Genomic DNA, 23,223 nt, shown 5'->3' on the forward strand with positions numbered 1-23,223 from the left:
ATCCCATATCTGCGATTGGCGCTGCTGGCCTTGATGCTGGCGCTGGCCGTACTGATGCGGCCGTCGGCGCTCAGTGCGCATGAAGCGGCGATGGGCGTACTCGAATTCCGCGAGGTCCGGCCCGGCGCGTTCGTCGGCCGCTGGAGCATCGAACCCTCGATCGGAGCATCGCGGGTCGACCTGCGGGTGCCGCCGCACTGCTTCCTCCGCCTGCCCGAGATGAACTGCGGCGCGAAGGGGCTGGTGGGTCCGATCACCATCACCAACCTCGGCTCCAACATGTCGGTCGTCCTGATCAAGGTCATCCCGATCGAGGGCGAGCCGCGCAGCTACACGATCTCGACGGCCAATCCGGTCGTCTCCGTTCTCGGCACCGGCGCGCCGACGCTCGAGGTGTGGCTCGAGCTGGCCAGGACCTATGTGAATTACGGCATCGATCACATTCTGCTCGGCGCCGATCATCTGCTGTTCGTGCTGGGCCTGATCTGGATCGTCGGCAGCGGCTGGCGTCTGGTGAAGACGATCACGGCCTTCACGATCGGTCACAGCGCCTCGCTGGCCGCAGCCGCTTTCGGCCTGATCGGCGTGCCGGAACGCCCGCTCAACGCCTGCATCGCATTGAGCATCGCCTTCGTCGGGGTGGAGATCGTCAAGCAGCAGCGCGGTGAGATCGGGCTCACCGCCCGCTATCCCTGGATCGTGGCATTCAGCTTCGGCCTGGTGCACGGCATCGGCTTCGCAAGCGCGCTGGCCGGACTTGGGCTCGAGCGCCGCCTGCTTCCCGCAGCGTTGCTGTTCTTCAACATCGGCGTGGAGATCGGACAGCTCGCCTTCGTGCTGCTCGTGCTCGCCTTGATCTGGGCGCACCGCCGGCTTGGTGCCGTCGTGCCGCGCTGGGGCGAAGCCCTCCCGGCCTACCTCATCGGGTCGGTTTCGATGTTCTGGTTCTTCGGCCGACTGGCGCGCGTGTTCGTCGTGATCTGAGCGAGAGTCCCAACACAATGTCTTTGCGCCTTCCCCTCCCCCTTACGACCGCGATCGTTTCGTTCGCGCTGACGCAGCCGGCTCTCGCGCATGAGCAGGCCGGCGTGGCGGGCGGCCTCGTCAGCGGTCTGCTCCATCCGGTCACCGGCATCGACCATCTCATCGCAATGGTGGCCGTCGGGATCTGGGGCGCGCAGCTCGGCGCCCCCGCAATCTGGATCCTGCCGATCACCTTTCCGCTCGTCATGGCGATCGGCGGCGTGCTGGGCGTGCTGCACGTGCCGCTCCCGATGCCGGAGGTGATGATTGCCGTCTCCGCCGTGATCCTGGGAGTTGCCGTTGCCGCCCGGCTGCGCCTGCCCTTTGCCGCGGCCGCCCTCGTCGTCGCGGTGTTCGCGATCTTTCACGGTCATGCGCATGGCGCCGAGCTGCCGCGCGCGGCGAATGCGCTGGCTTATGGCGTCGGCTTCGTCACCGCGACCGGCCTGTTGCATCTGTGCGGCATCGCGATCGGCACCTTGACGCGCTGGCCCGCCGGCGAGCGCCTCATCCAGGGACTTGGGGCCGGCATTGCGGCAATCGGCTGCTATTTCCTCGCGCAGGGCGTCGGAGCCTTCGCATGAAGCTGAATTCCACGCGCCTGGTGATCGCCACCGCGATGCTGCTCGCCGGCGGAAATGCCGCCGAGGCGCATATCGTCGCGGCCCGCCTTGGCGATTTCTACATGGGTGTTGTGCATCCCCTCACCGATCTCCAGGATGTCGTTCTCTGGACCGCGACCGGCGTGCTGGCGGGTACGCTCGGAGCCGCCAAGGGGCGCTGGCTCATCGCCTTGTTTCCGCTCGGACTGCTGGTCGGCTTGCTGCTTGGGCAGGTCTTCGGCGCGGCGTCCACCCAGCTTGCGGATGCGGCCATGATGCTCGCCATCGGCCTGCTGCTCGCGGCCGCGGCGCAGGTGCCCACAGTGTTGCTCTGCGCGATGGCCTTCGCGGTCGCGGTGATAAGGGGTGCCGCGAACGGCGCCGACCTCGCGCCCGAAACCGACCGGCTGCTGTTTGCTGCAGGATTGACGTGCGTCGGCTACGCCGCCATCACCCTGACGATGGCGCTGACCGCGGTGTTCAAGCGAACGAACTCGGACAGCGCAACGTCCTGGCGGGCCATCGCCGTTCGCGCACTTGGCGGCTGGATCGCTGCGATCGGCCTGATGATGGCGAGCCTTGCACTGGCCCCGTGAGAGGGCGCCGGGACCACCCGCGTAAGATCAGCCGGGAATTGGAGCTGGGCGGCAGTGGTCAAAACCAGCCGCCCAGCCTGCGGCCTTGACGCAGATCAAAGCCGCGGGACCGCCCGCCTCCAACATCGACCCGCAATTCACCTGTACCCGCCGACCGGAGGTCCGATCATGAAGGCCGTTTCCGTCGAAGAAGCCGTTGCGATGATCCCGGCCGGCGCGAGCGTCATGGTCGGCGGGTTCATGGGCGTCGGGACGCCGGAACGTCTGCTGGATGAGCTCGTCCGGCAGAACAAGGCAGGCCTGTCCCTGATCTGCAACGACGCGGCCACGCCCGGCAAGGGCGTCGGCAAGCTGTTCGATGCAACGCTGGTCTCGAAGCTGACGGCGACGCATATCGGACTCAATCCGAAGGTCCAGCAGCAGATGCTTGGCAACCAGGTCTCGGTCGATCTGGTGCCGCAAGGCACCTTCGTCGAACGCATCAGGGCGGGCGGATGCGGCTTGGGCGGCGTGCTGACGCCGACCGGCGTCGGCACCCTCGTTGCGGAGGGCAAGCGCCAGATCGAGGTCGACGGCAAGCCGTTTCTGCTGGAGACCGCCATCCGCGCGCAGTTCGCGCTGATCCACGCTTTCCTTGCCGACTATCTCGGCAATCTCTCCTACGCGCTGACCGCGCGCAATTTCAATCCGATCATGGCCATGGCGGCCGACACGGTCATCGTCGTAGCCGAGCACATCGTGCCCGTCGGCGTCATCGCACCTGATCACGTCGTCACGCCGGCGCCGCTGGTCGACTACATCATTGCGAACGGGTGACCCCATGGATCCGCAGATCATCATCGCCCGCCGCGTCGCCAGGGAACTCCGCGATGGCAATCTCGTCAATCTCGGCATCGGCATCCCGACGCTGGTCGCGAACTACGTGCCGTCCGATCTCAAGGTCTTCTTCCAGTCCGAGAACGGGCTGATCGGCACCGGGCCGATCCCGGAGCAGGGAATGGCGCATCCCCTGCTCACCGACGCCGGCGGCCGGCCGATCAGTGCGCTACCGGGGGCAGCGACCTTCGACAGTGCGATGTCGTTCGGCCTGATCCGCGGTGGCCATGTCGACGTCACCGTACTCGGCGGCCTTCAGGTCGATGCGCACGGCCTGCTCGCCAACTGGATGATCCCGGGCAAGATGGTGCCTGGCATGGGCGGCGCGATGGACCTCGTCAGCGGTGCCAAGCGCGTCATCGTCGCCATGCAGCACGCGGCCAAGGGCAAGTCGAAGATCGTTGCCAAATGCACGCTGCCTCTGACCTCGGCACGGCCGGTGAGCCTCGTCGTCACCGACATGGCCGTGATCGGCTTTCCCGACGGCAAGGCGACGCTGCTGGAAACAGCGCCCGGCATCAGCATCGGCGAGGTCCTGGCGGTGACGGAGGCCGAGCTCGCCATTCCCGACACTGTCCCGGAAATGAAGATCTGACGGGGTGACCATGCGCATATTCAGCGATTTCAACGAGATCAAATCCGCCGTCGGCACCGAGATCGGCGTGAGCGACTGGGTTGAGGTGTCGCAGCAGCGCATCAACCAGTTCGCGGAGGCGACCTGCGACGAGCAATGGATCCATGTCGATCAGGAGCGCGCAGCCAAGGAGATGCCCGGCGGCAAGACCATCGCCCACGGCCTGCTGTCGCTGGCGCTCGCGCCCCTCTTCATCCGCTCGGTGATCGGCCTGAAGGGCCTGCGCAACACGCTGAACTATGGCGCCGACCGGATCAGATATCTGGCGCCGGTGCCGGCGGGCTCGAAGCTGCGCGGCCGCGTCACGGTCGCCGAAGCCGAGGACGTGCCGCCGGACGGGTTGCGCGTCAACTATCACCTCGTGATCGAGATCGAAGGCGGCAAGAAGCCCGCCTGCATCGCCGAGCTGATCGCCCTGCACTATCGCTGAATCAACAAAGGTCGAAAACAACCCCATGCACAGTAGCGGGGGCATTGACGACATTGCACTTTTTCAGCCGGCTGTTCTGCCGGCCCAATCGTTTGACCCGTCGGGCAAAACACCGGCATAATGCCATGATCCGACCCAGGGCGTTCCCGCCTGCCGGCGACTGCTCGCGTCAGTCGATGATGTGATATCCGCCATCGATATACAGCACACCACCCGTGATCAGCTTGGCACCATCGAGCGCCAGGAAGGCAGTGGCGTTGCCGACGTCGTCAATGCTGACGAGGCTGCGCGACGGAGCCTTCGATTGCGCCTTGTCCATGAGCTCGTCGAATTCGGGAATGCCTGAGGCGGCGCGCGTCGCCAGCGGGCCCGGCGAGATCGCGTGAACGCGGATGCCCTTCGGGCCCAGCTCGGCGGCGATGTAGCGCACCGAGGCCTCGAGCGCGGCCTTGGCCACGCCCATGACGTTGTAGTTCTCCACCACCATCTGGCTGCCGTAATAGGTCATGGTGAACAGAGTGCCGCCGTTCTTCATGAGCGGCTCGGCGAGATGAGCCATGCGCATGAACGACCAGCACGAGACATCCATGGTCTTGAGGAAACCGTCGCGGCCGACATCGACGACGCGGCCGTGCAACGCCTCCTTGGGCGAGAAGGCGATGGAATGAAGCAGAAAATCGAGCTGGCCCCACTCGGCCGCAATGCGCTCGAACACCGCTTCGGTCTGGCCTTCGACCATCACGTCCAGCGGCATGAAGATCGGCGCCTCCAGCGCCTGCGCCAGGGGCTCGACGTGCTTCTTGGCGCGATCGTTCAGGTACGTGACGGCGAGATCGGCGCCGAGCGCACGAAACGCCCGCGCACAGCCCCAGGCGATGGACTGGTCGTTGGCGATACCGACGATCAGGCCCTTCTTTCCCTTCAGGGCCACCTTGCTGTCCGGGAATATTGGGATCATGACACCCTCTCAGATCGTGTGTTTTGCGGCGGGCCGTTCATCAGCACCGCAAGCGTGTGCTGCGCGATCATCAGCTCCTCGTCGGTCGGGACGACATAGACGGGGATGCGACTGCCGGAATGCGAGATCAGCCGTGAATGACGGGCATTTTCGTCGGCATCGAGGGTCACACCGAGCCAGGCGAGCTGCCCTGCGACACGCGCCCGGATCGATGCCGAATTCTCGCCGATGCCGGCGGTGAAGACGAAGGCGTCCAGACCCTGCAGGGCCGCAGCCAACGTGCCTGCACTGAGCCCGATCCGGTAGACGAAGTAGTCGATCGCGAGCCTTGCATGGGAATCGGTGCTCGCCTCGAGCTCCCGCATGTCGTTGCTGACGCCGGAGAGGCCCTTCAGTCCGCACTCGCGGTAGAGGAAGTCCTGCACCTTCGAGGCCGGCATGCCCTTCTCCGAGATGAGATAGAGCACCACCCCGGGATCGATCTGCCCCGGCCGCGTTCCCATCGGCAGCCCATCGAGCGCCGTGAAGCCCATGGTGCTTTCGACGCTGCGCCCGCCCTTCAAGGCGCACATCGAGGCACCACTGCCGAGATGGGCGACGATCACGCGTCCGCCGGCGATCTCGGGCGCGACATTCGGCAGCGTCCGGGCAATGTACTCATAGGACAGGCCGTGAAAGCCATAGCGCCGCACACCCTCGGCATGAAGCTGGTGCGGAATGGCATAATGGTCTGCGACCGCGTCATGCGTGCGGTGGAAGGCGGTGTCGAAACAGGCCACCTGGAGCAGTGTCGGGAAGCCCGCAAGGAGCGAGCGTATCGGCGCCAGATTGTGGGGCTGATGCAAGGGCGCCAGGGTGACGAAGCGCTCGAGGCGGCACACGACGCCGTGGTCGATCACGACGGGCCGCGAATAGTCCGGACCGCCATGCACGACGCGGTGACCGACCGCGATCGGCGTCACCCTAAGCTCGTTCCGCAACCAGTCGCCGGCAACAGCCATTGCCGCCGGCACATCCGGCACGGACTCGATCGGATAGGCCCGATCGACCAGTGGATCGCCGTTCGCGCCGCCGGCCCGCAGACGCGGCCGGCTGCCGATGCCATCGATCTGTCCCTTGATCTGCCGCCGCAGGGTCCCCTCGCCCTCGATCGAATAGACTTGAAACTTGACGCTGGAGGAGCCGGCATTGACGACGAGGATCGTATCCATGGCGTCACGCGGCCACTGTCGGCGCCTTCTGGCGCCGGGCGCGAGCATAGAGCGCGGCAACCGCGCAGGATGCCATGCGCGCGCGTGGAGAATCCGCCCGCGAGGTGAGCACCACCGGCACGCGGGCACCGAGCACAATGCCCGCGCTGTCCGCCTTGGCGAAATAGGCGAGGTTCTTGGCCAGCATGTTCCCGGCCTCGAGGTCCGGAACGACCAGGATTTGTGCGCGTCCGGCGACCTCGGAGGTGATGCCCTTGATCCGCGCGGCTTCCATGTCGATCGCATTGTCGAACGCCAGCGGGCCATCGAGGATGCCGCCGGTGATCTGGCCGCGATCGGCCATCTTGCAGAGGGCCGCGGCCTCGATCGTCGAGGGGATTTTCGAGGTCACGGTCTCGACCGCCGACAGGATCGCGACCCGCGGGGTCTTGCCGAAGCCGGCCTGGTTGTAGAGGTCGATCGCGTTCTGGATGATGTCGCGCTTGGCGTCGAGATCGGGAAAGATGTTGATCGCGGCATCCGTCACGAAGATGGTCTCGGCGTAGACCGGCACATCCATGACGAAGACGTGGCTGATGCGCCGGTCGGTACGCAGGCCGCCGGTCTTGGCCGTGACGGCGCGCATCAATTCGTCGGTGTGAAGGCTGCCTTTCATCAGCAGATCGCCTTTGGCGGCATGGATGAGCTCGACGCCCCTGGCCGCGGCTTCTTCGCTATGCGCGGCATCGACAATCTCGAACCCGGACACGTCGAGATCGAATTTCGCGGCTGTGTCCCTGATCTTCCTCTCGGGCCCGACAAGTATCGGCCGGATGATGCCTGCGCTTGCGCTGTCGATGGCGCCGCGCAACGAGGTCTCGTCGCAGGGGTGGACGACGATGGTCGGCAGCGGCGCCCCCGCCTTCGCTGCCGCGATCAGGCGGTCGTACTTGCTGCCGGAATGGGCCCCCGTCGTGTCGGCCGACATCATGTCACTCCCGCTTCCGCCAATCCGCGTTACGACGCTCTTGCCTCTGCTTTCGAGTCGAAAGGGGCGACGTTCGACGTCAGCTCCCCCTCTCCGTCCAGACCAAAAAGCCCGGCGATCTGCTTCAGACGATGCGCGCGCTCGCCGGTGATGTCCTCACTCGCCGACAGCACCTCGCGCATCGCGGCGAAGACCTCGCGCCGCTGGCTCATGTCGTCCGGCAGCAATTTCGGGATCGCAGCCAGCGCGCCGTCGCGATCAAGCAGCAGCATGAAGAACTGCTCGCGGACCAGCATCTTGAATTCGGCCAGCGTCATCCGGGCGCCGCCATGGTCCCGCCGCACCTGGCGCAGCGCCTCGATGCTGCGCTCGTCCACCATGCCGCGGGCGGAGCCGACATAGAGCAGCGAACGGAGCGCTGCTTCGCGAAGCCCGCCCTCGCCGATGCGCGATTTCAGCTCGGAGATTCGCTGCTCGAGCATCGCGCGATGCTCCGCCGACATCTCGCGGCGCTGCGAGGGCACGGAATTCGGATCGACGCCTACGGCCGCCTGAAGCAAGGGCGAGCCGTAGACATTGAGGAATATGGTCTCGCTCAGAGCCTCCTGCGCGTCGCGCCAGCTGTCGAGCGCATGGACGATCTGCTTCGACATCTGCTCCTGGAACGCCAGGAACGGATTGTCCTTCGAGACCGGCTTGCGGTTGTCCTCGACACGATCGGCGGCCGCCTTGACGGTGGACATCCAGGGATTCTGGCTGCTGAAGGCCTCATATTGCATTCGCAGCGGATGCATGTTGCGCGCCAAGCCCGCGATCTGCGGGGTCACCATCTTCTTGACCCAGGGCTGGACGAACTTCCGATAGGCGGCCAGGTTGAGCTCCGAGACGCGCTTGGCGGCGGCAAACCGCCTCTCATCCTCGGGTGAATTGCCTCCCATCGCTCGGATATCGTCAAGCGTGCGGGCCTCACAGCGCATCACCCACTGCCCGGCCGCGAGATCGGCATTGAGCGTCTCGTTGCCCCTCGCCTCGAACGTCGCCTCATAGAGCCCGGGCGGAAGCACGTCGATCAAATCGATGTTGCTTGAAAACTCGGCATGCTCCTTCTTGGCGACGCCGCCGGACACGAAGATGCCGAGATGGCCGATGCTCTCGTGAACGGTGTAGACGATGGTCTGGCCATACGCCCTGATCTCGTCGACGTCGGCGTAGCAGTCCAAGATCCAGTCGAGCGCCTGCTGCGGCGGGGTGACATTGTCGCCCTTGGAGCAGAACACCACGATCGGCGAACGGATATTGCGCAGATCGACCTTCTGTCCGTCCGACATCTCGATGCGGCCGGCGGCGAGATTGTTGCCGATGAACAGCTCGTCGACGATGAACTGGATCTCTTCGGCATTGAGGTTGACGTGCCCGCCCCACCAGCGCTCGAAATCCAGATAGCGTTCGGCCTCGGTGTCGACCTTGGAGTAGACGTTGTACTGCTTGGTCCAGAGCGTGTTGGACGGGTTCTGGTTCTCGAAGTTCTGCACCAGCCAGGCGCCGTCGAACTTGCCGGCGCCGAGATCGCTCGCCAGCGCCGTCAGCCAGCTTCCGCCCAAAAGGCCGCCGGAATAGCGCATCGGATACTGGCCGTGCACGCCGGCCCAATAAGCCAGCGGCGCGCCGGCGATGATCAGGGGCCCGAACAGTTCCGGCCGCAGCGATGCCAGGATCATGACGGCCCAGCCGGCCTGGCAGTTCCCGATCACGCAGGGCTTGCCGTCGGCTTCGGGATGACGGCCGATGACGGTCTCGATGAACTTCGCTTCCGCGCGTGCGATGCGCTCGATGGTCTGGCCCGGCACCGGCTCGGGCAAGAAGCCGATGAAATAGCAGGGATGCCCCGCCTTCATCGCCACGCCGATCTCGCTGTCGGCCTTGAAGCCGCCGATGCCCGGCCCGTGGCCGGCACGCGGATCGACCACCACGAACGGCCGCCGGCTCATGTCGATCTCGGCATCCTTGGGCGGAATGATGCGCACAAGCGCGTAGTTGACCGGCTCCTCCAGCGTGCGGCCGTCGATGATCAATTCGGCAGCATATTGCAGCACATGCGGCGCGACCTGCGCGACGTGCTCGCGATACTGGTCGCCACGCTGACGCATGATGTCCAGAAACAGCACACTGCGCTGCCCCGCATCGACCATGTATTCGACGGCGGAAGCCACAAGGCCCGACATCGGGCCGTCCGGCAGTTTCAGATTGTCCATCGCCATGTTCGCCCTCGCCGTCGCGTCGAGCCATTCAAGAATCCCTGGGATTGCCGACGTTGATTTAGGTCAACGGTCAGTGACGGAACGCGAGGTTCCCTGCGGGAAGCCGGCCGACCTGGCCTTCGCGGCAGGCTTGATCGGAGCCAGGCGGCACGTATCGGCAAACGGCTGAACGGGGAAAGGGCGCGCATTCATGGAGACTCCAGCAAGTTTCACTTGCCGGGAGACGCTACGTGACGGCACCGCGGTCGAGATCCGGGCACTCCGGCCGGAGGATGAGGTCGGCATGCTCGCCGCGCTGGACCAGGCCAGCATGCAAACACGCCAGCGTCGCTTCTTTGCACCGAAGCGCCATTTCTCGGACCGCGAGCGTGCCTATTTCATGGAGATCGACTTCGAGAAGCACGTGGCGCTGGTTGCCTGCGCGGAGGATGCGGGCCGAAAGGTCATCATAGGTGGCGGCCGCTACGTCGTCGCGACGCCCGGCTGCGCAGAGATGGCCTTTGTCGTTGTCGATGCCTGGCAGGGACGCGGCGTCGGCACGCTGCTGGCACGACATCTCATCGCGCTCGCGCGCGAGGCCGGACTGACTGAACTGACTGCGGAGGTCATGTCGGACAATACGGCCATGCGTCGCGTCTTCGAGAGGCTCGGCTTCGGTCCTGCGATGAAGCGGGACCCTCAAACGATTCATCTGGTGCTGAAGCTGACCTGATGACCCCCGAAGTGGATTTCGACTATTCCCTTGATCTTGATCAACGCTTCGCCAGCCGGCCCGTGGGTCAGTCGACACATCGCCGCAAAGACGGAGGTCGTCATGACGTGTGGTATGATCGGTAAGCTGCTTGCTGCGGCCATCGTGGTCGGCGCAGGCCTGTCCGTCTCGATCGGCGGATCAACCAGCGAAGGACCATCGCTGACCTTCAGCCAGGCAGATGCACGGGTCGGACGTCCCCTGACCCCCGTATCGGTCGCCGGCGTGGCACGCCGGACCACCAGGCGCGCGGTCGTCGGGACCGCGGCCGTCGGCGCAGCAGCCGCAGGCGCGGCATGCGTTCGCGTGCTGGTCAACGGGACGTATGTCTGCCGCTGACCATGGTCGAAATAGAGACGAGCTGAATCCTGCGGATGATCTGCATCCGCAGGACCGGTTGCGTCATCAGAGAGCCGGGATAAGCAGAGGCGAAGCAGGACCCAAACAGGCTAAAGCGCGATGAGATTGGGATGAATCATCATCGCGCTTTAGGTTGTTGTTTGCGCATGATCTTTCCGGAAAACCGCTCCGCACTTTTCCGGATCATGCTTTAGTTGATGGTCGGGTTGTCGAAACGCTTTTCCGCCTGTGCGATCACGATCTCGATGTGTGCCGTATGGTGCCTTGCCGCCAGTTCGCGAGCGGCCGCCTGATCCCGACTCCATCCCGGCTCACCGCGCGCACGCCGCTCCCGATACTCGATCAACCAGACAGTTTCTCCATAAGTCAGGCCCACGAAGACGTCGCGTCCCTCGGCATCCGGTCCCAATTCGCTCAAATAGGTGACGTGACTACGCAGCTTCTCTGCCGTCATTGCTCATCTCCTCGTTGGCCGTTTGCTAGGTGCCCGGTCTTCGCAGAGGAATGATCTGCGCCGAGCCCACCGGCTCTGGAAGTTCGGCTGACGTCGATTGCGCTCCCTTTCTGGCCCTGAACCTCGTCCAATGAAGCCCGGGCGTGTAGCCGTAGAGCACATTGAGCCAAGTGTCCGACATCGTCGCGCTCGTGAAAGGCAATTCGGGCATGGTCCAGTCAGTGTCTTTCTCGATGCCCGGGTACATAGGCACTCGAACCGCCGATCCCGCCCATACCAGGCCGCCGGATGGCAATTCGACGTATTCGCAATGGTCCCGTTCTGTCCATTCCTGGACTGAATGGGCGAGACTTCTGGGATGATCGGCTGAGAAAAGGCCGACGATCTGATGACTATCAATTGAGCGGACGAGATAAGCTGGCATGGCAAATTCCAAAAATTGAATATTGCCTATTTTTCCCGATCCTGCCAAGCCCCCTTGTGCCCGTTGAGCGTGCACCCAATGATAAGTGCCCGGTGATCTCGTCTGATAGTGCTGTGCGGAATCTCGAAGGAAGGCCTACTCATCTGCGTTCAGATGAACGCTTTTTCCCTTTTTTCCCGCAACCTCAACCGAACGGTCGATGCTCTGCAGGGCTGGTTCGATACACTCGGCGTGATTTACCAAATATGCGGTTTTGGTTTGACCCAGATCAATGAAACCGCAGACTCGAACAACCGGGATTTTGCATTTCCCTCCCGGGGCTGGAGCAGCGTCGTCCGCCATCGCATTTCGAGCGGACGGCGCTGTTGGAATATCGCGCCCGGACCAAACGAATGGCGGCGATTTCCCGAGCCTGGTCATAAAGAAGAATCCGTCTATCCGTCTTCGGGATGAAGCGCGGCCTTCATGCGCCGCAGCCTGGCTATTCTCCACATGATCTGCTCGACCAAGCCGTCATCGAAATCGGACAGCTGAACGACGAGCTCTTTAAATCTTTGAATCTTCCTGTCGAGGATCGCGCAACGATCACACATCGTCTGCAATTGCCCTGGCGAAATGGCTGCTGACACGGCAAACAAATCAAAAAATATCGAGATGAAATTAATGATCGTAACGCTGGCCGTAAAGGACGCACCCGCTGGACTCACAACGCACGTGCCGCGACATGGCGGTATCGATGTGCGCTTCGGCGGAGGGCAAGATCGAGCGGCTTTTGCCGTCAGGCCATGGCGCCCTCTCAAGAAGAGCAAGTGATTTGTGCGCCTAACCTAACGTGACGACAGCCCGCTCCCGGCAAGTCGCAATTGCAGGCGTGGATCGGTGCTGAGGATCTCCGGCGACAGCCGCGCTGCAGCTCCCATCGTCGAAATGTGGATGAGGGCGATCTTTTCCGGCTCACATAAAGCTCTATAATAAACGTTTTAATCGACTCATTTAATCGATAGGTATTGCATTGCCATCATCCATAGAATTGATCGTCGCCTCTCATGTGGCACTCAAGGACCGGCGCGGACTCGAAGAGCTGCGCGAGCATCGGCGCCAGTTGCTCGAGCAACTCCGGACCGTGTCAGGCATCGATCCGACCCGGACCATCGAGCGGATGGAGGAAGACATTCGGGCGATCGACGACGGGCTCGAGCAACTCAAGCCCCCGCCGGGAACGTTGCCTGAGAACGAATGGGGCTAAGCTCGGATCCGCGCTTTCAAGAGCAGGCTCGTCTGCCGCTCCATTTGAAGCGCCAGCTGCTTGCGTTCAAATCTAAGAGCGGCCTGCTCGTCGAGCGTGATGTGTCCCTCTCGCTCGAGAATGTTGATGAGAAATACCCGGTCATCAATATGCCGTTGGCGCTTGTGGATATCTTCCATGAGGCCTTCCAGCTCGGTTCGAAGATCTGAATTCACAATTCATGCCTTTCAATCTCACGCTGAAATGCATTCACTATGTGTCTGAGACCTTAAGCAAAGTTTGCATCCGGACGGCTGCTGTACCTATCCGTCGTTAACTTGAATGCGCGTGCCATCATTTCCCGGGGCACGCTGCCCGGGGGTACCATGAGGATGGAACCGGGCCATCGCCCTGCCGCCAAAGGTACGCGACCAGGTCGGGGCACGCGTTGACGACCGGCGATTGAAGGCAGGCCGATTGCAGCTCCCAACCCGTCGTCCGTTTACGCGCCTTGCCATCCGAATCGACGAAGGCCGCTTGGTGCTGGCCGACCCGGGCGGGCTCCAACGCCGAAGTCGGGGAAAGCATTCAACCCGCGGCAAAATTCCCCGGCCGGCCCGCCCTTCCCGCCCATATCCTGAACCGGGCGCCTGGAGTGGACCGCCGTCGCAGCACAGCGGCAGCGCAATTGATTAGTAAAATCAGGTTGCTAGGGAGCAGGTTGCACGCAGAATTTGTGCGACGCAGCAGGCCCGTTGTTGTCGATGAGAGGCAGCCTGAGCCCGGTTCCCGTGTTGCTCGCGCAACGGACGTTGGATCGATTGCTGCAAGCTGTGACTGAAATGTCATAGGTGAGCCCGTAGCATTTTGCTAATTCTTCCTAGGCAATAATATTTGTTAAAAGACGTTTATGGTGGGGACCATGAAGCCGGCGCATTTAGCCTTTGCTACCATCATCCTGGCGGTCGCCCCCGCGAATGCCGAGCAGTTTTCAATCAACGACGCCTTGAAACAGGCGATGCAGACCAACCCGGGGGTGGGTGAGGCCTCGGCCAACCGCCGCGCGACCGAGAGCGAGCTCCGGCAGACCCAGAGTACGCTGTTACCGCAGGTGCGCATCGATGCCAGCTACGGACCGGAGAAGTTCGATCAATCGCCCGGCTTCATAGCCCCGAGCATTGCGGTCCCAACGACCGGATCGGGGCCCTGGCGAAACGGAAGCCAGGAATCCGTCGTCGTCCGGCAGCTGCTTTTTGATGGTTTCACCTCCATCCACGAGGTGTGGCGGCAAAATGCGCGCGTGAACGCCGCGGCATCGCGCGTCAAGGAACGCACCGAGCTGATCGCCCTCGACGCCGCCGAAGCCTACATCGACGTCGTGCGTTATATGCGCCTGGTGGGCATTGCCGAGCAGAACGTCACCAATCACGAGAAGATCTTCTCGAACGTGAACTCCCGGTTTTCGGGCGGCCGGGCCGGCGAAGGCGACCTCGAGCAGTCGAGGGAACGCGTCGAAAGTGCTCGCGCCGCCCTGGCCGAATTTCGCCGCAGCCTCGAGGACGCACGGGCGAAGTACCGCAAGGTCGTTGGCATAGAGCCTTACAACGTGCGGTTCCCGGGCACGTTGAGGGGACTCCCGGCCAGCCGGGATGAAGCTCTCGCGGTCACGCTGCGGTTCAACTCCACGATCTCGGCGGCCCAGTCCGACGTTGACGCCGCCAAGCACGCCTTCAAGTCCACGGACGGCCTGTTTTCCCCGAAATTCTATCTCGAGGGTCGGGCGACGCATTACGACAACTCCTTCCCCTATGTTGCGGCACCCGGCGCGCCCGCCGTCACGCATGAGGACTACAGCGGCAAGGTGGTGATGTCCTGGGACATCTTCCGCGGCGGTCAGGATGCCTGGAACCGCTCGGAAAAGGCCGAACGGTTCACGGAAGCGACCGCACGGCACGCCCGCCTGCAGCGGGATGCCTATGAGTCGATCGACAAGGCCTGGAATGCCCGCACGGTCACCCAGACCCGCATTGCGGCGCTGACCAGCGAGCTGGAGGCGGCCCGAAAGACCATCGTCGCCTTCCAGAAGGAATATGAGCTCGGCCAGCGCTCGCTCATCGACCTCCTGAACGCCCAGAACCAGTTCTTCAATGCGCAGGTTTCGCTGACCTCGGCGCGCGCGGTTGTGGTGTTTGCCGACTATCAATTGCTCGCTGCAACCGGAACCCTGATCGAATATCTGAAGGCTCCTCCCCCTGTCGACGCCGCTCCGACCGATCTCAACCTGTTCGGTCTGCCGGATTACAAGGCGCCCACGTTCCGCTGGACGCTGCCGCAGAGCGGCTCGGAGCCGCTGCGGACTGCCGTGCCGGCGCCGACGGCAGCGCCCGTTCGGCTGTCCTATGCTGCCACCGGGCCTGCCACGTCGGCTTTCGGTGATCGCTGGTCCGGGGAGCCGGCTGCGCCAGCCAAGGTTGCCGGCGTGTCGGCCTGGTTTGCGGAGCGGCAAGCTTCCGGCGGCCCGATCGTGCTCGACAGCTCGGCCGGCCAGCGCAGCTCATATGCCCCGGCCGAGAAGCCCCATTGGCTGCTGACCGCATTCTCGCCGATTACAAAATAGCAACGTCGGCCGAACGACCCTTGAGAAGCCCGCACATCTGTGCGGGCTTTTTTCATTTGACCTACCCCCGATAAGGCACGGATAGCCTTTCGGACACGCGGTTGTTAATCGTTAATCCCGACCGCCCAAATAAGTAAATGAATTAACTCGCAGTTTGTCGTAGTCTTTCGACAACTTTGCCACGTTCACGTCATCGCTTTTCATTTAAGGCATATCAGCTTGTTGTTTCGTCAAACAAAGACGGCTTCGGCCCAAGATGCGCGCCCGGACAACATCGGCGAGGAGTCCGCGGCATCGGCCCGGGCCGAGCGGGATGGAGCGAAACAAAGCGATCCCCTGCTGGACTCGCTCATCTTTCTGGCCGGACATCACGGCAGAGCCGTGACCCGCGATGGCTTGCTCGGCGGCCTGCCAATCCTCGATGGCCGCCTGACAGTTTCGCTCTACGAACGCGCGGCGCGCCGTGCTGGCCTTGAGACCGAGGCCACCAAACGCAAGCTGCTGGACATCCCGTCTCTCGTTCTTCCGGTCGTGCTGATCATGAAGAACGGTACGACGCTGGTCCTGCTGAGCATCGACGAGACCAAGCGTACCGCTGGGGTGATCGACCCGAGCAACCGGCCGTATGTGCCGCAGATGCTGACCCTCGACGCGATCGCTGCGGGATATACGGGTTACGCGTTTCTGGTCCGGGCCGCCGCCGAGTCGGACCCGCGAGCCGTCGCGGCCGGCAGTCTTCCCCGGCAGCACTGGTTCTGGTCCGTCGTCAAGGCCCATTGGCGCAACTACGGACACATCGCGCTGGCGGCGCTGCTCATCAACATTCTGGCCCTGGCCATGCCGCTGTTCACGATGAGCGTCTATGACCGCGTCATCCCGAACGGAGCGATCCCCTCACTCGTTGCGCTCTCGATCGGCATGGGTCTTGCGATCGTCTTTGATCTGATCCTGCGGATGGTCCGGAGCAAGATGATCGACGTGACGGGCAAGACGATCGATGTCGTGCTTGCCGCCAACATTTTCGAACACGTCATGGCGGTGAAGATGTCGCAGCGGCCGACATCCGTCGGCATTGTCGCCAACCAGCTTCGGGATTTCGATTCCGTTCGCGAGTTCTTCACCTCGGGCAGCGTCGTCTCGGCAACCGATCTGCTGTTTGCCATCCTGTTTATCGCCGTACTCTTCCTGGTCGCGGGGCCCCTGGCCTGGGTGCCGCTCTTGATGCTGCCGATCATGATCGGAATTGGCCTCGTGCTGCAACGCCCGCTCAATCGGGCGATGAAGCGCTTGCAAGCCGAGTCGGCGGCTCGCCATGGCGTGCTGGTGGAATCGCTCGCCGGCCTCGAAACCGTGCGCGCGTCGGGCGGTGAAGCACGGATGCAGACGGCGTGGGAGCGGTCGGTTGCAGCAACAGCCCGCTCCGGCGAGGCCGTGCACTTCTGGTCGTCCCTGGCGCTGACTGCAGCAAACTCGGCGCAGATGTTGACCAGCCTGCTCATGATCGTGATCGGCGTCTTTCTGATCCAGAACGGCACCCTGACGGTCGGCGCCCTGGTCGCGGCCAACATGCTCGCCGGCCGGGTCTTGGCGCCGATCGCGGGCATCGCATCCGTGATCACCCGCGGCACCCAGACTTTCTCGGCGCTCAAATCCATCGATCGACTCATGACTCTGGAGCGGGAACGTTCGCCGGAACGGACCTATCTCGCCAGAAAGATCGAACGAGGCACCATCAGTTTCGAGAACGTCTCGTTCACCTACCCCAATGCGCCTGGAAAGGCGCTGGACAAGGTCACCTTCAAGATTCAGAGCGGCGAGCGCGTCGGAATCATCGGCCGGGTTGGTTCGGGAAAGACCACCGTCGGGCGCCTGTTGCTCTCCTTCTACGAGGCACAGGACGGCCGCATCCTGATCGATAGCGTCGACTCGCGCCAGTATGATCCCGCCGACCTGCGCGCCGGCATCGGCTTTGCCATGCAGGACACCGATCTGTTCTTCGGCAAGCTGCGCGACAACATCACGTTGGGCTATCCGGCCGCAACCGACGAGGAAGTGCTCGCGGCCTCGCGGCTGGCCGGTGTCGAAAGCTTCATCGCAGGTCATCCCATGGGCTACGACATGCCCATTGCGGAGGGCGGCCGCAGCCTCTCGGGCGGTCAAAAGCAAGCCATCGGCCTGGCGCGGGTCTTGATCCGCAAGCCCAAGATCCTGTTCCTGGACGAGCCGACCGCCCATTTCGACGTCCGCAGCGAAAGCGAGTTCCTTGAACGGTTGAAGAAACTCGACGATGCGCAGATGACCATCATCATCTCCACTCACCGTCTCTCACTGCTGACCATGGTCGACCGGCTGCTGCTGTTCGACAACGGCCGGCTGGTTGCCGACGGGCCGCGCGACCACGTCTTGAGCCTGTTGCAAGGCAAGACTCCGTCGGCCGAGCCGGTCGTCAATCCCAGAGTGGTTCAACAAGTCTCGCCGGCGCAGAAGTCCAATGTCAGCTGATTTCGCTTACGCCAACGATATCCGCGCGGCCGTCCGATTGAGAACGCCGCGGACCTCCCGCATGCTGTTGTGGGCGTTCCTCGCCCTCCTCTCCACATTCCTGATCTGGGCCCATTTCGCCGTGCTCGAAGAGGTCAAGCGCGGAAATGGCAAGGTGGTGCCCTCGCGGCAGATTCAGGTCGTGCAATCCCTGGAAGGCGGGATCGTCGGCGACATCCTGGTCCAGGAGGGAGCGGTGGTTCAGCAGGGGCAGTCCCTGATGCGGATCGACGACACCAAGTTCGCCTCCGAGTTTGGCGAGATACGGGAGCGCCGTGCCTCGATGGCGGCCCGCCTCGCGCGGCTCGACGCCGAGGCGAACGGCCGCAGCGAGATCGTCTTTCCCGACCAGATCGAGGGCGTTGTCCCCGCTGCCGTGACGACAGAACGGAGCGTATTCAAGACCCGCGCCCTCAAGGTGGCGCAGGATGTCGACGTTCTCAATCAACAGATCGCCAGACTGACCCAAACGTCCGCCCTGCTCGATCGCGAGCTCACATTGACGCGCAAGCTGTACGAGCAGAAGGTCGTTCCCGAGATCGAAATGCTTCGGCTGGAGCGCCAATCCGCAGAAGCGAAAGGGCAGATCGCCGAGGCCAAGGCGAAGATTGCGACCACGATCTCGACCTTCCGCGCGCAGGCGGACGAGGACCTCGCAAAGTCGCGGGCCGACCTCGCCGTGCTCGACGAGAACATCAAGTCCGCCCAGGACAGGGTGCGCAGGACGGATCTGCGTTCGCCGGTTCGCGGCATCGTCAACAAGCTGAACGTCACGACGATCGGCGCCGTCGTTCAGCCCGGCGCGAACCTCATGGACATCGTTCCGCTCGACGATACCTTGCTGGTCGAAGGCAAGATTAGGCCGCAGGATATCGCCTTCATCCGCCCGGGCCAAGATGCCGTCGTCAAGATCTCCGCCTACGACTCGTCCGTTTATGGCCATCTCGCCGGCAAGGTCGAGCGGATCAGCGCCGACACGATCCTCGACGACAAGGGCGAGGCAGCGCAGCGGCCGGAGACCTACTATCGCGTGATGGTTCGAACCGACAGGAACCATCTCGGCACGGAGGAAGCTCCGCTTCCGATCATTCCGGGCATGATCACGACCGTCGAGATCTTGACCGGCAAGAAGAGCGTTCTGGATTACATCATGAAGCCGGCTCGCACCCTGCGCGACGAGGCCTTGCGCGAGCACTAGATCCCGTCCCTCCGCCGCGTTGCTTAATGCGCCCTTAACGCGCGATCGCAAGCTTTAGCATTGCCGGAGGGGCGCGCTTCATTGCATCGGCTCATTCCTGGCCAAGCCTCCCCGGTCTTAACCCGACTTAAGCGCGCCCATGCGCACGCTGGCTCCCGATAAACAGGTCGGGATGATGATCAGGCGCGTAAAGACGCCGGCGACGTCCCGAAATATGGGGACGGTCAATGAAGTCGCGTTGTGGACGGCGACGGCAGGGCATTCTGGCGTTTGCGGCGGCCATTCTGGTTTCGCTCAGCGGTGCTGCGACCCCGGTCGCGTTTGCGGCCGATGTCGGGCCGGTCGATCCGCGTGAGATCGCGCCATCCGGAGCGGATACCATTCATACGCCCGCGACGTTCTTCACGATCAACGCAGTGCTGGCAAAGCTCGACCGCGAGCGTGGCCGCGGGCCGAATGCCATGCGTCTGGCAGCGCTGGCGCCTGCTTCCCCCACGGCGACGGATGCTGGGCCGGAGGCCACCTCTCCGGTCGGCGCGCAGCCGCTCGGCCATGAACCCTTCGGCCTCTTCGCGTTCCGGGCACCTGACAACGTCATCTGGCGCAAATGGCGTTCAGTTGAAGCAGAGATCGCCAACGAGCAGGCCCTGCTGGAGCGCTGCCGGTCCGATGCCGCGAGCTGCCCGCCTAACGCTGCGCAGTTCCTCAGGCTCGTCGGTGCGGTCAAAGCGAAGTCCGGGCGAGCTCAGCTCGAGGAAGTCAATCTCGGCGTCAACACCGCCATCCGCTATGTCAGCGATCTCGTCCAGCATCGGGAGCTCGACCGCTGGAGTTCGCCATTGGCGAGCTTTGCGACGGGCAAAGGCGATTGCGAGGACTATGCGATCGCCAAATACGCCGCACTGCGCGAAGCGGGTTTCCCGGACGCCGACATGCGCCTGCTCCTCGTCCGCGACCGTACCGTCCGCCAGGATCACGCGGTGCTTGCAGCTCGTCTCGACGGCCGATGGCTGATCCTGGACAACCGGTGGACGGGCCTGCGGGAGGACAACGGCGAGCTGAACTTCGCGCCGCTGTTCGCGATCAATCACGACGGCGTGCATCTGTTCGCCAAGCCGTATGCGAAGGCTGCGCCGCTCTCGGCCGAAGCCGCGCCGGCGGCGGCGAACTCGGAATGGGCGGGCTCGGAGCCCACGGATGCCGGTGGCAGCGGGTCGCTGGGCACGTTGCCGCTGCTTCTTTGAGACAAAGCAAAGCCGCCGGCGAGAGGCTCGCCGGCGGCTTTGTCGTGCTTTACTTGCTCTCTTACGCCACGTGGACGGCGTTGTTTTGGGGGATGCCCGTGCTGATGTGAGCAAGATCGACCGCGTGAGCCGCAGTGTTGTTATCCGAGTAGTACAGCTCGTTGGTGGTCGTATTGAAGAAGAAGTTCGACCCTGCGAAGGCGCTGTCGTGTGTCTGGTCGTTTGCGCCTGTCGTGCCCGAGTTGAACGCAACCGTCTGGGCCGTATTGATGGTCAGGTTCAGGTTGGCGACGTCGACAACGATGCTGTCGCCTGCGTTGAAGTCGACCAGCGTATCGTGCCCGTTCGCAGAACTACCCTGCAACACGAACACGTCGTTGCCGCCGTTGCCAGTCAATACGTCGTTGCCGCCATTGCCGGTGATGACGTCGTTCCCGGTCGTGCCCTGGATGGACTCGTCCGAGGACGTCCCGACAAAAGTGGTGCTTCCCTCGATGGTGACATTCAGGGTTTGGGTAGCCGTCTTGTCGTCATCGCCATCGAGGTTGGTTACCTGGAACGTCAGGTTGGCGTCTTGCGTCGTCGTCGTGGTTTCAATGAAGCCGGCCGAGGTGATTTTGATGTTGTCGTTGTCGCTCGTATTGTTCGCGCCGACGCTACCAAATGACTCCGTGCCGGTGCTTGCTCCCGCCGCACCTACGGCGGAAACGAGATCGATGCCGCTACCGGTGAGGGTCTGAGTGGAGGTAACGATCTGAACCCCCGTTAGAAGGTAGTTCTGTCCCGCTCCGTTCCAGTCATAGCTATCGATGATGACGATGCCATCGGTGCCCGTCGGCACCGGATAGCCCGCGGGAGGCGGATTAGCAGCCGTAAAGATGTCGGCATTGTCGACGACCACGGCCTTGGTGGTGTGCACATCGTCGCCCGTGCCAAAGACCCCGTCTGAACCGGCTCCAACCAGTTCAAGATTGATGACCAGGTCCTTCGATCCGATGTTGAAGAACTCCAGATAGATGCCGCTGGCGTAAGCCGTAGTCTGGGAGCCCGGTATTCCGTGCGGGTCAGCGGTATAGAAGTTCATGTTCAGGACTTCGCCCGGCTGAAGCGTGTTGCTGGCGACACCCAGAGCTGAACTGGATACCGTCACATCGGTCGGATTAGCCCAGAACAGATCGTCGCTCGCGTAGGCACCATCTCCCGGATTGGTCGTGCCCGAAGTCAGGTTCACATTCGGGTTGTTGGTCTCGTGCGAGCCCGAGAATTGCACGAAGAAATTCGTGTCAAGCTGGGCGACAACATAAGGCGCCGGCCCGCTGTTGTCCTGGTTCAAGCTGTTGTCCTGATATCCCTGGAAATGGACATTCGCACCGCTCGTATTCACGACGGTCACGCTTTGAATCGGATTTGCGAGCTCGACCGTGTAAGTGCCGGCAATCTTATCGAAGACCAGCGTTCCAGTGTCCTGAATGGTCACGCCTGGCGTGGCCGGGTTCGGCGCATAAGAGAACGATATGCCGAACGTCGCAAAGTGCGAATCCTCGGATTGCCATGTCACGGTTGGACTCGTGATCGCGACACCTCCGACCGTGCCCGTGAGCGTGATCGGCGCGAAATCCGAGTGGGCGGCATCGGTATACGTATTCTGATCCGCACCCACGTTGTAGACATAGACGCCCGTTCCGCCCGGGGTCGGGTTGCTTCCGTTGGCGTAGATCAGATCGGTGTGGGTCACAACCTGCGGACCATCATCGCCGAACCTGATCTGGGGGCCGAGATCCAGCGATGCGGTGCTCGACGCTTGATCACCGTCGGCATCCGTCGAGACCGCTGTCGCGGTCAAAACCAGAATTCCGGCCGCCAGCGCCTGGAGATCACTGATGTATGATCCATTGTAGGTGCTTGTCGTGGTGTGATCGATCGACCCGGATTGCGTCAGCGTCACGTTGCTGCCGCTGAGGCTGATGGTGAAGATCGTGTTCGCACCGCTGACGCCTCCTTGCGTCAGAGCAGTCGAGCCGGTGATGACCCCTCCGATATTGTAAAGATAGATCGCGCTGCCGTTATGTGTCAGCCCGCTCGCCGTGCCATGGCCGCCTGCATCGCCGGGCGTAAAGCCGGCGGCAAAGCCGAGAGCGTAGCTGGTGAACGTCGTCGTTCCCGCGCCGTCTGTCCCGTAGTTCGTGCCATTGATCGAGAAGACACCGGCATAATCCTGGATCGCGATCAGGAGCGAGGGGTTCTGATCTCCGACCGCCTGAGTGCCAACGAAGTTGCCGCCGGTCAAAGCACCATCGAACGTCAGGAGGATCGGGTCATTCAGCGAGACGGCAATCGTCGGTGCGGTCGGGCCGTCGTCCTGGATCGTGAACACGCCCGCGCCGAGGTTGATCGGCGTCGTCACGCTGTCGCCGTCCGCGTCGGTGACCGTCTTCACCACCTGCAGCAGGTCGGCGCTCGCCAGCGTCAGCGTCGCAGGATCATCCGGATTGCTCGGATCGGCCTGCCAGATGTTGCTCAGCTGCGTGAACGTCACGATCCCCGTCGCCGGGTCGATGCTGATCGTGAAGTAGTCGGTGCCGCCGGCCGAGCCGGTGATCGTGTTGCCGACCTGGTTCAGCACGATCTGCGTGCCCTGGCCGATGCCGTCGCCGTCGACGCCCGCCGCGCTCTTGTCCGAGGCGTCCAGCGCATACAGCCCGGACGCCACGTTCAGGCCCGTCAGCTTCAGCGTGTAGGTCGTGCTGCCGGCGCCGTCGGTGCCGTAGTTCGAGGCCGAGAAGTTGTCGGCGAAGTTCGCCGTCACGCTGGCAAGGCCGTTCGGCGCGACGTGGACCGAGGTGTCCGTGCCTTC

Annotated in this window: 23 protein-coding genes; 16 read left to right on the top strand and 7 right to left on the bottom strand. The window is 63.2% G+C overall.

The window, feature by feature from the left end; genetic code table 11:
• Positions 1–33: 33 nt before the first annotated feature.
• From GGD63_RS16305 to GGD63_RS16330, 6 genes are all read left to right on the top strand, one after another.
• On the top strand, positions 34–984 hold the full coding sequence (locus tag GGD63_RS16305; RefSeq protein ID WP_183243756.1) for a HupE/UreJ family protein: 951 nt from the start codon (positions 34–36) through the stop codon (positions 982–984).
• A 17-nt stretch (positions 985–1,001) separates the two neighbouring features.
• Positions 1,002–1,607 carry a HupE/UreJ family protein gene (locus tag GGD63_RS16310; protein ID WP_183243666.1) on the top strand — a complete coding sequence of 202 codons (606 nt, stop codon included), beginning with the start codon at positions 1,002–1,004 and terminating at the stop codon, positions 1,605–1,607.
• Positions 1,604–2,221 (top strand): HupE/UreJ family protein, encoded by a 618-nt coding sequence (locus GGD63_RS16315; RefSeq protein ID WP_183243668.1) that lies wholly within the window; start codon positions 1,604–1,606, stop codon positions 2,219–2,221. Before GGD63_RS16310 ends, GGD63_RS16315 begins: the two co-directional genes overlap by 4 nt.
• 168 nt (positions 2,222–2,389) lie before the next feature.
• A complete protein-coding gene (locus GGD63_RS16320) occupies positions 2,390–3,037 on the top strand; it encodes a CoA transferase subunit A (RefSeq protein WP_183243670.1) in 648 nt (215 codons plus the stop codon).
• A 4-nt stretch (positions 3,038–3,041) separates the two neighbouring features.
• Complete coding sequence (locus GGD63_RS16325; RefSeq protein WP_183243672.1) at positions 3,042–3,692, top strand: 3-oxoacid CoA-transferase subunit B; 651 nt, start codon at positions 3,042–3,044, stop codon at positions 3,690–3,692.
• Between the two features lie 10 nt (positions 3,693–3,702).
• Positions 3,703–4,161, top strand: coding sequence for a MaoC family dehydratase (locus tag GGD63_RS16330; protein ID WP_183243675.1), 459 nt, complete (start codon positions 3,703–3,705; stop codon positions 4,159–4,161).
• A gap of 169 nt (positions 4,162–4,330) precedes the next feature.
• Here GGD63_RS16330 and fabI read toward each other — a convergent pair whose 3' ends face one another.
• Genes fabI through GGD63_RS16350 form a run of 4 tightly spaced genes read right to left on the bottom strand, consistent with a single transcriptional unit; the run spans position 4,331 to position 9,555 of the window.
• A complete protein-coding gene (gene fabI, locus GGD63_RS16335) occupies positions 4,331–5,119 on the bottom strand; it encodes an enoyl-ACP reductase FabI (RefSeq protein ID WP_183243677.1) in 789 nt (262 codons plus the stop codon).
• Positions 5,116–6,330, bottom strand: a complete 1,215-nt coding sequence (locus GGD63_RS16340) for an acetate/propionate family kinase (protein ID WP_183243679.1) — start codon at positions 6,328–6,330, stop codon at positions 5,116–5,118. Before GGD63_RS16340 ends, fabI begins: the two co-directional genes overlap by 4 nt.
• Positions 6,331–6,334: 4 nt before the next feature.
• Positions 6,335–7,297 (bottom strand): phosphate acetyltransferase, encoded by a 963-nt coding sequence (locus GGD63_RS16345; protein WP_183243758.1) that lies wholly within the window; start codon positions 7,295–7,297, stop codon positions 6,335–6,337.
• 29 nt (positions 7,298–7,326) lie between these two features.
• Positions 7,327–9,555 carry a DUF3141 domain-containing protein gene (locus GGD63_RS16350; protein ID WP_183243681.1) on the bottom strand — a complete coding sequence of 743 codons (2,229 nt, stop codon included), beginning with the start codon at positions 9,553–9,555 and terminating at the stop codon, positions 7,327–7,329.
• A gap of 190 nt (positions 9,556–9,745) precedes the next feature.
• On the opposite strand from GGD63_RS16350, the gene GGD63_RS16355 reads away from it, so the two are divergent.
• Positions 9,746–10,267 (top strand): GNAT family N-acetyltransferase, encoded by a 522-nt coding sequence (locus GGD63_RS16355; protein WP_183243683.1) that lies wholly within the window; start codon positions 9,746–9,748, stop codon positions 10,265–10,267.
• 102 nt (positions 10,268–10,369) lie between these two features.
• Complete coding sequence (locus tag GGD63_RS16360) at positions 10,370–10,645, top strand: hypothetical protein (protein WP_183243685.1); 276 nt, start codon at positions 10,370–10,372, stop codon at positions 10,643–10,645.
• Between the two features lie 211 nt (positions 10,646–10,856).
• On the opposite strand, the gene GGD63_RS16365 is transcribed toward GGD63_RS16360, so the two are convergent.
• Positions 10,857–11,120: a hypothetical protein gene (locus tag GGD63_RS16365; RefSeq protein WP_183243687.1), complete on the bottom strand. Its 264-nt coding sequence runs from the start codon at positions 11,118–11,120 to the stop codon at positions 10,857–10,859.
• Positions 11,121–11,145: 25 nt separating this feature from the next.
• Entirely contained in the window at positions 11,146–11,544 is a 399-nt protein-coding gene (locus GGD63_RS16370) for a hypothetical protein (protein ID WP_183243689.1), read from the bottom strand.
• Between the two features lie 153 nt (positions 11,545–11,697).
• Here GGD63_RS16370 and GGD63_RS16375 point away from each other — a divergent pair, with 153 nt between their 5' ends.
• From GGD63_RS16375 to GGD63_RS16410, 8 genes are all read left to right on the top strand, one after another.
• Positions 11,698–11,997 (top strand): hypothetical protein, encoded by a 300-nt coding sequence (locus GGD63_RS16375; RefSeq protein WP_183243691.1) that lies wholly within the window; start codon positions 11,698–11,700, stop codon positions 11,995–11,997.
• On the top strand, positions 11,994–12,170 hold the full coding sequence (locus GGD63_RS39965) for a hypothetical protein (RefSeq protein ID WP_210315816.1): 177 nt from the start codon (positions 11,994–11,996) through the stop codon (positions 12,168–12,170). Before GGD63_RS16375 ends, GGD63_RS39965 begins: the two co-directional genes overlap by 4 nt.
• A gap of 404 nt (positions 12,171–12,574) precedes the next feature.
• Complete coding sequence (locus tag GGD63_RS16385) at positions 12,575–12,790, top strand: hypothetical protein (RefSeq protein WP_246785499.1); 216 nt, start codon at positions 12,575–12,577, stop codon at positions 12,788–12,790.
• Entirely contained in the window at positions 12,781–12,999 is a 219-nt protein-coding gene (locus GGD63_RS16390) for a hypothetical protein (RefSeq protein ID WP_183243697.1), read from the top strand. The genes GGD63_RS16385 and GGD63_RS16390 overlap by 10 nt, the downstream gene beginning before the upstream one ends.
• A gap of 692 nt (positions 13,000–13,691) precedes the next feature.
• Positions 13,692–15,386: a TolC family outer membrane protein gene (locus GGD63_RS16395; protein ID WP_183243699.1), complete on the top strand. Its 1,695-nt coding sequence runs from the start codon at positions 13,692–13,694 to the stop codon at positions 15,384–15,386.
• A gap of 273 nt (positions 15,387–15,659) precedes the next feature.
• Complete coding sequence (locus tag GGD63_RS16400) at positions 15,660–17,888, top strand: type I secretion system permease/ATPase (protein ID WP_183243760.1); 2,229 nt, start codon at positions 15,660–15,662, stop codon at positions 17,886–17,888.
• Positions 17,878–19,125, top strand: coding sequence for an HlyD family type I secretion periplasmic adaptor subunit (locus GGD63_RS16405; RefSeq protein WP_183243701.1), 1,248 nt, complete (start codon positions 17,878–17,880; stop codon positions 19,123–19,125). Before GGD63_RS16400 ends, GGD63_RS16405 begins: the two co-directional genes overlap by 11 nt.
• Before the next feature lie 416 nt (positions 19,126–19,541).
• Complete coding sequence (locus tag GGD63_RS16410) at positions 19,542–20,369, top strand: transglutaminase-like cysteine peptidase (RefSeq protein WP_312013299.1); 828 nt, start codon at positions 19,542–19,544, stop codon at positions 20,367–20,369.
• Positions 20,370–20,430: 61 nt separating this feature from the next.
• Here the strand turns inward: GGD63_RS16410 and GGD63_RS16415 are convergent.
• Positions 20,431–23,223: DUF5801 repeats-in-toxin domain-containing protein (locus GGD63_RS16415; RefSeq protein ID WP_246785500.1), on the bottom strand; the 2,793-nt coding region annotated here is incomplete at its 5' end.

The sequence above is a fragment of the Bradyrhizobium sp. cir1 genome (genome assembly GCF_014198245.1).
Taxonomy (GTDB): Bacteria; Pseudomonadota; Alphaproteobacteria; order Rhizobiales; family Xanthobacteraceae; genus Bradyrhizobium.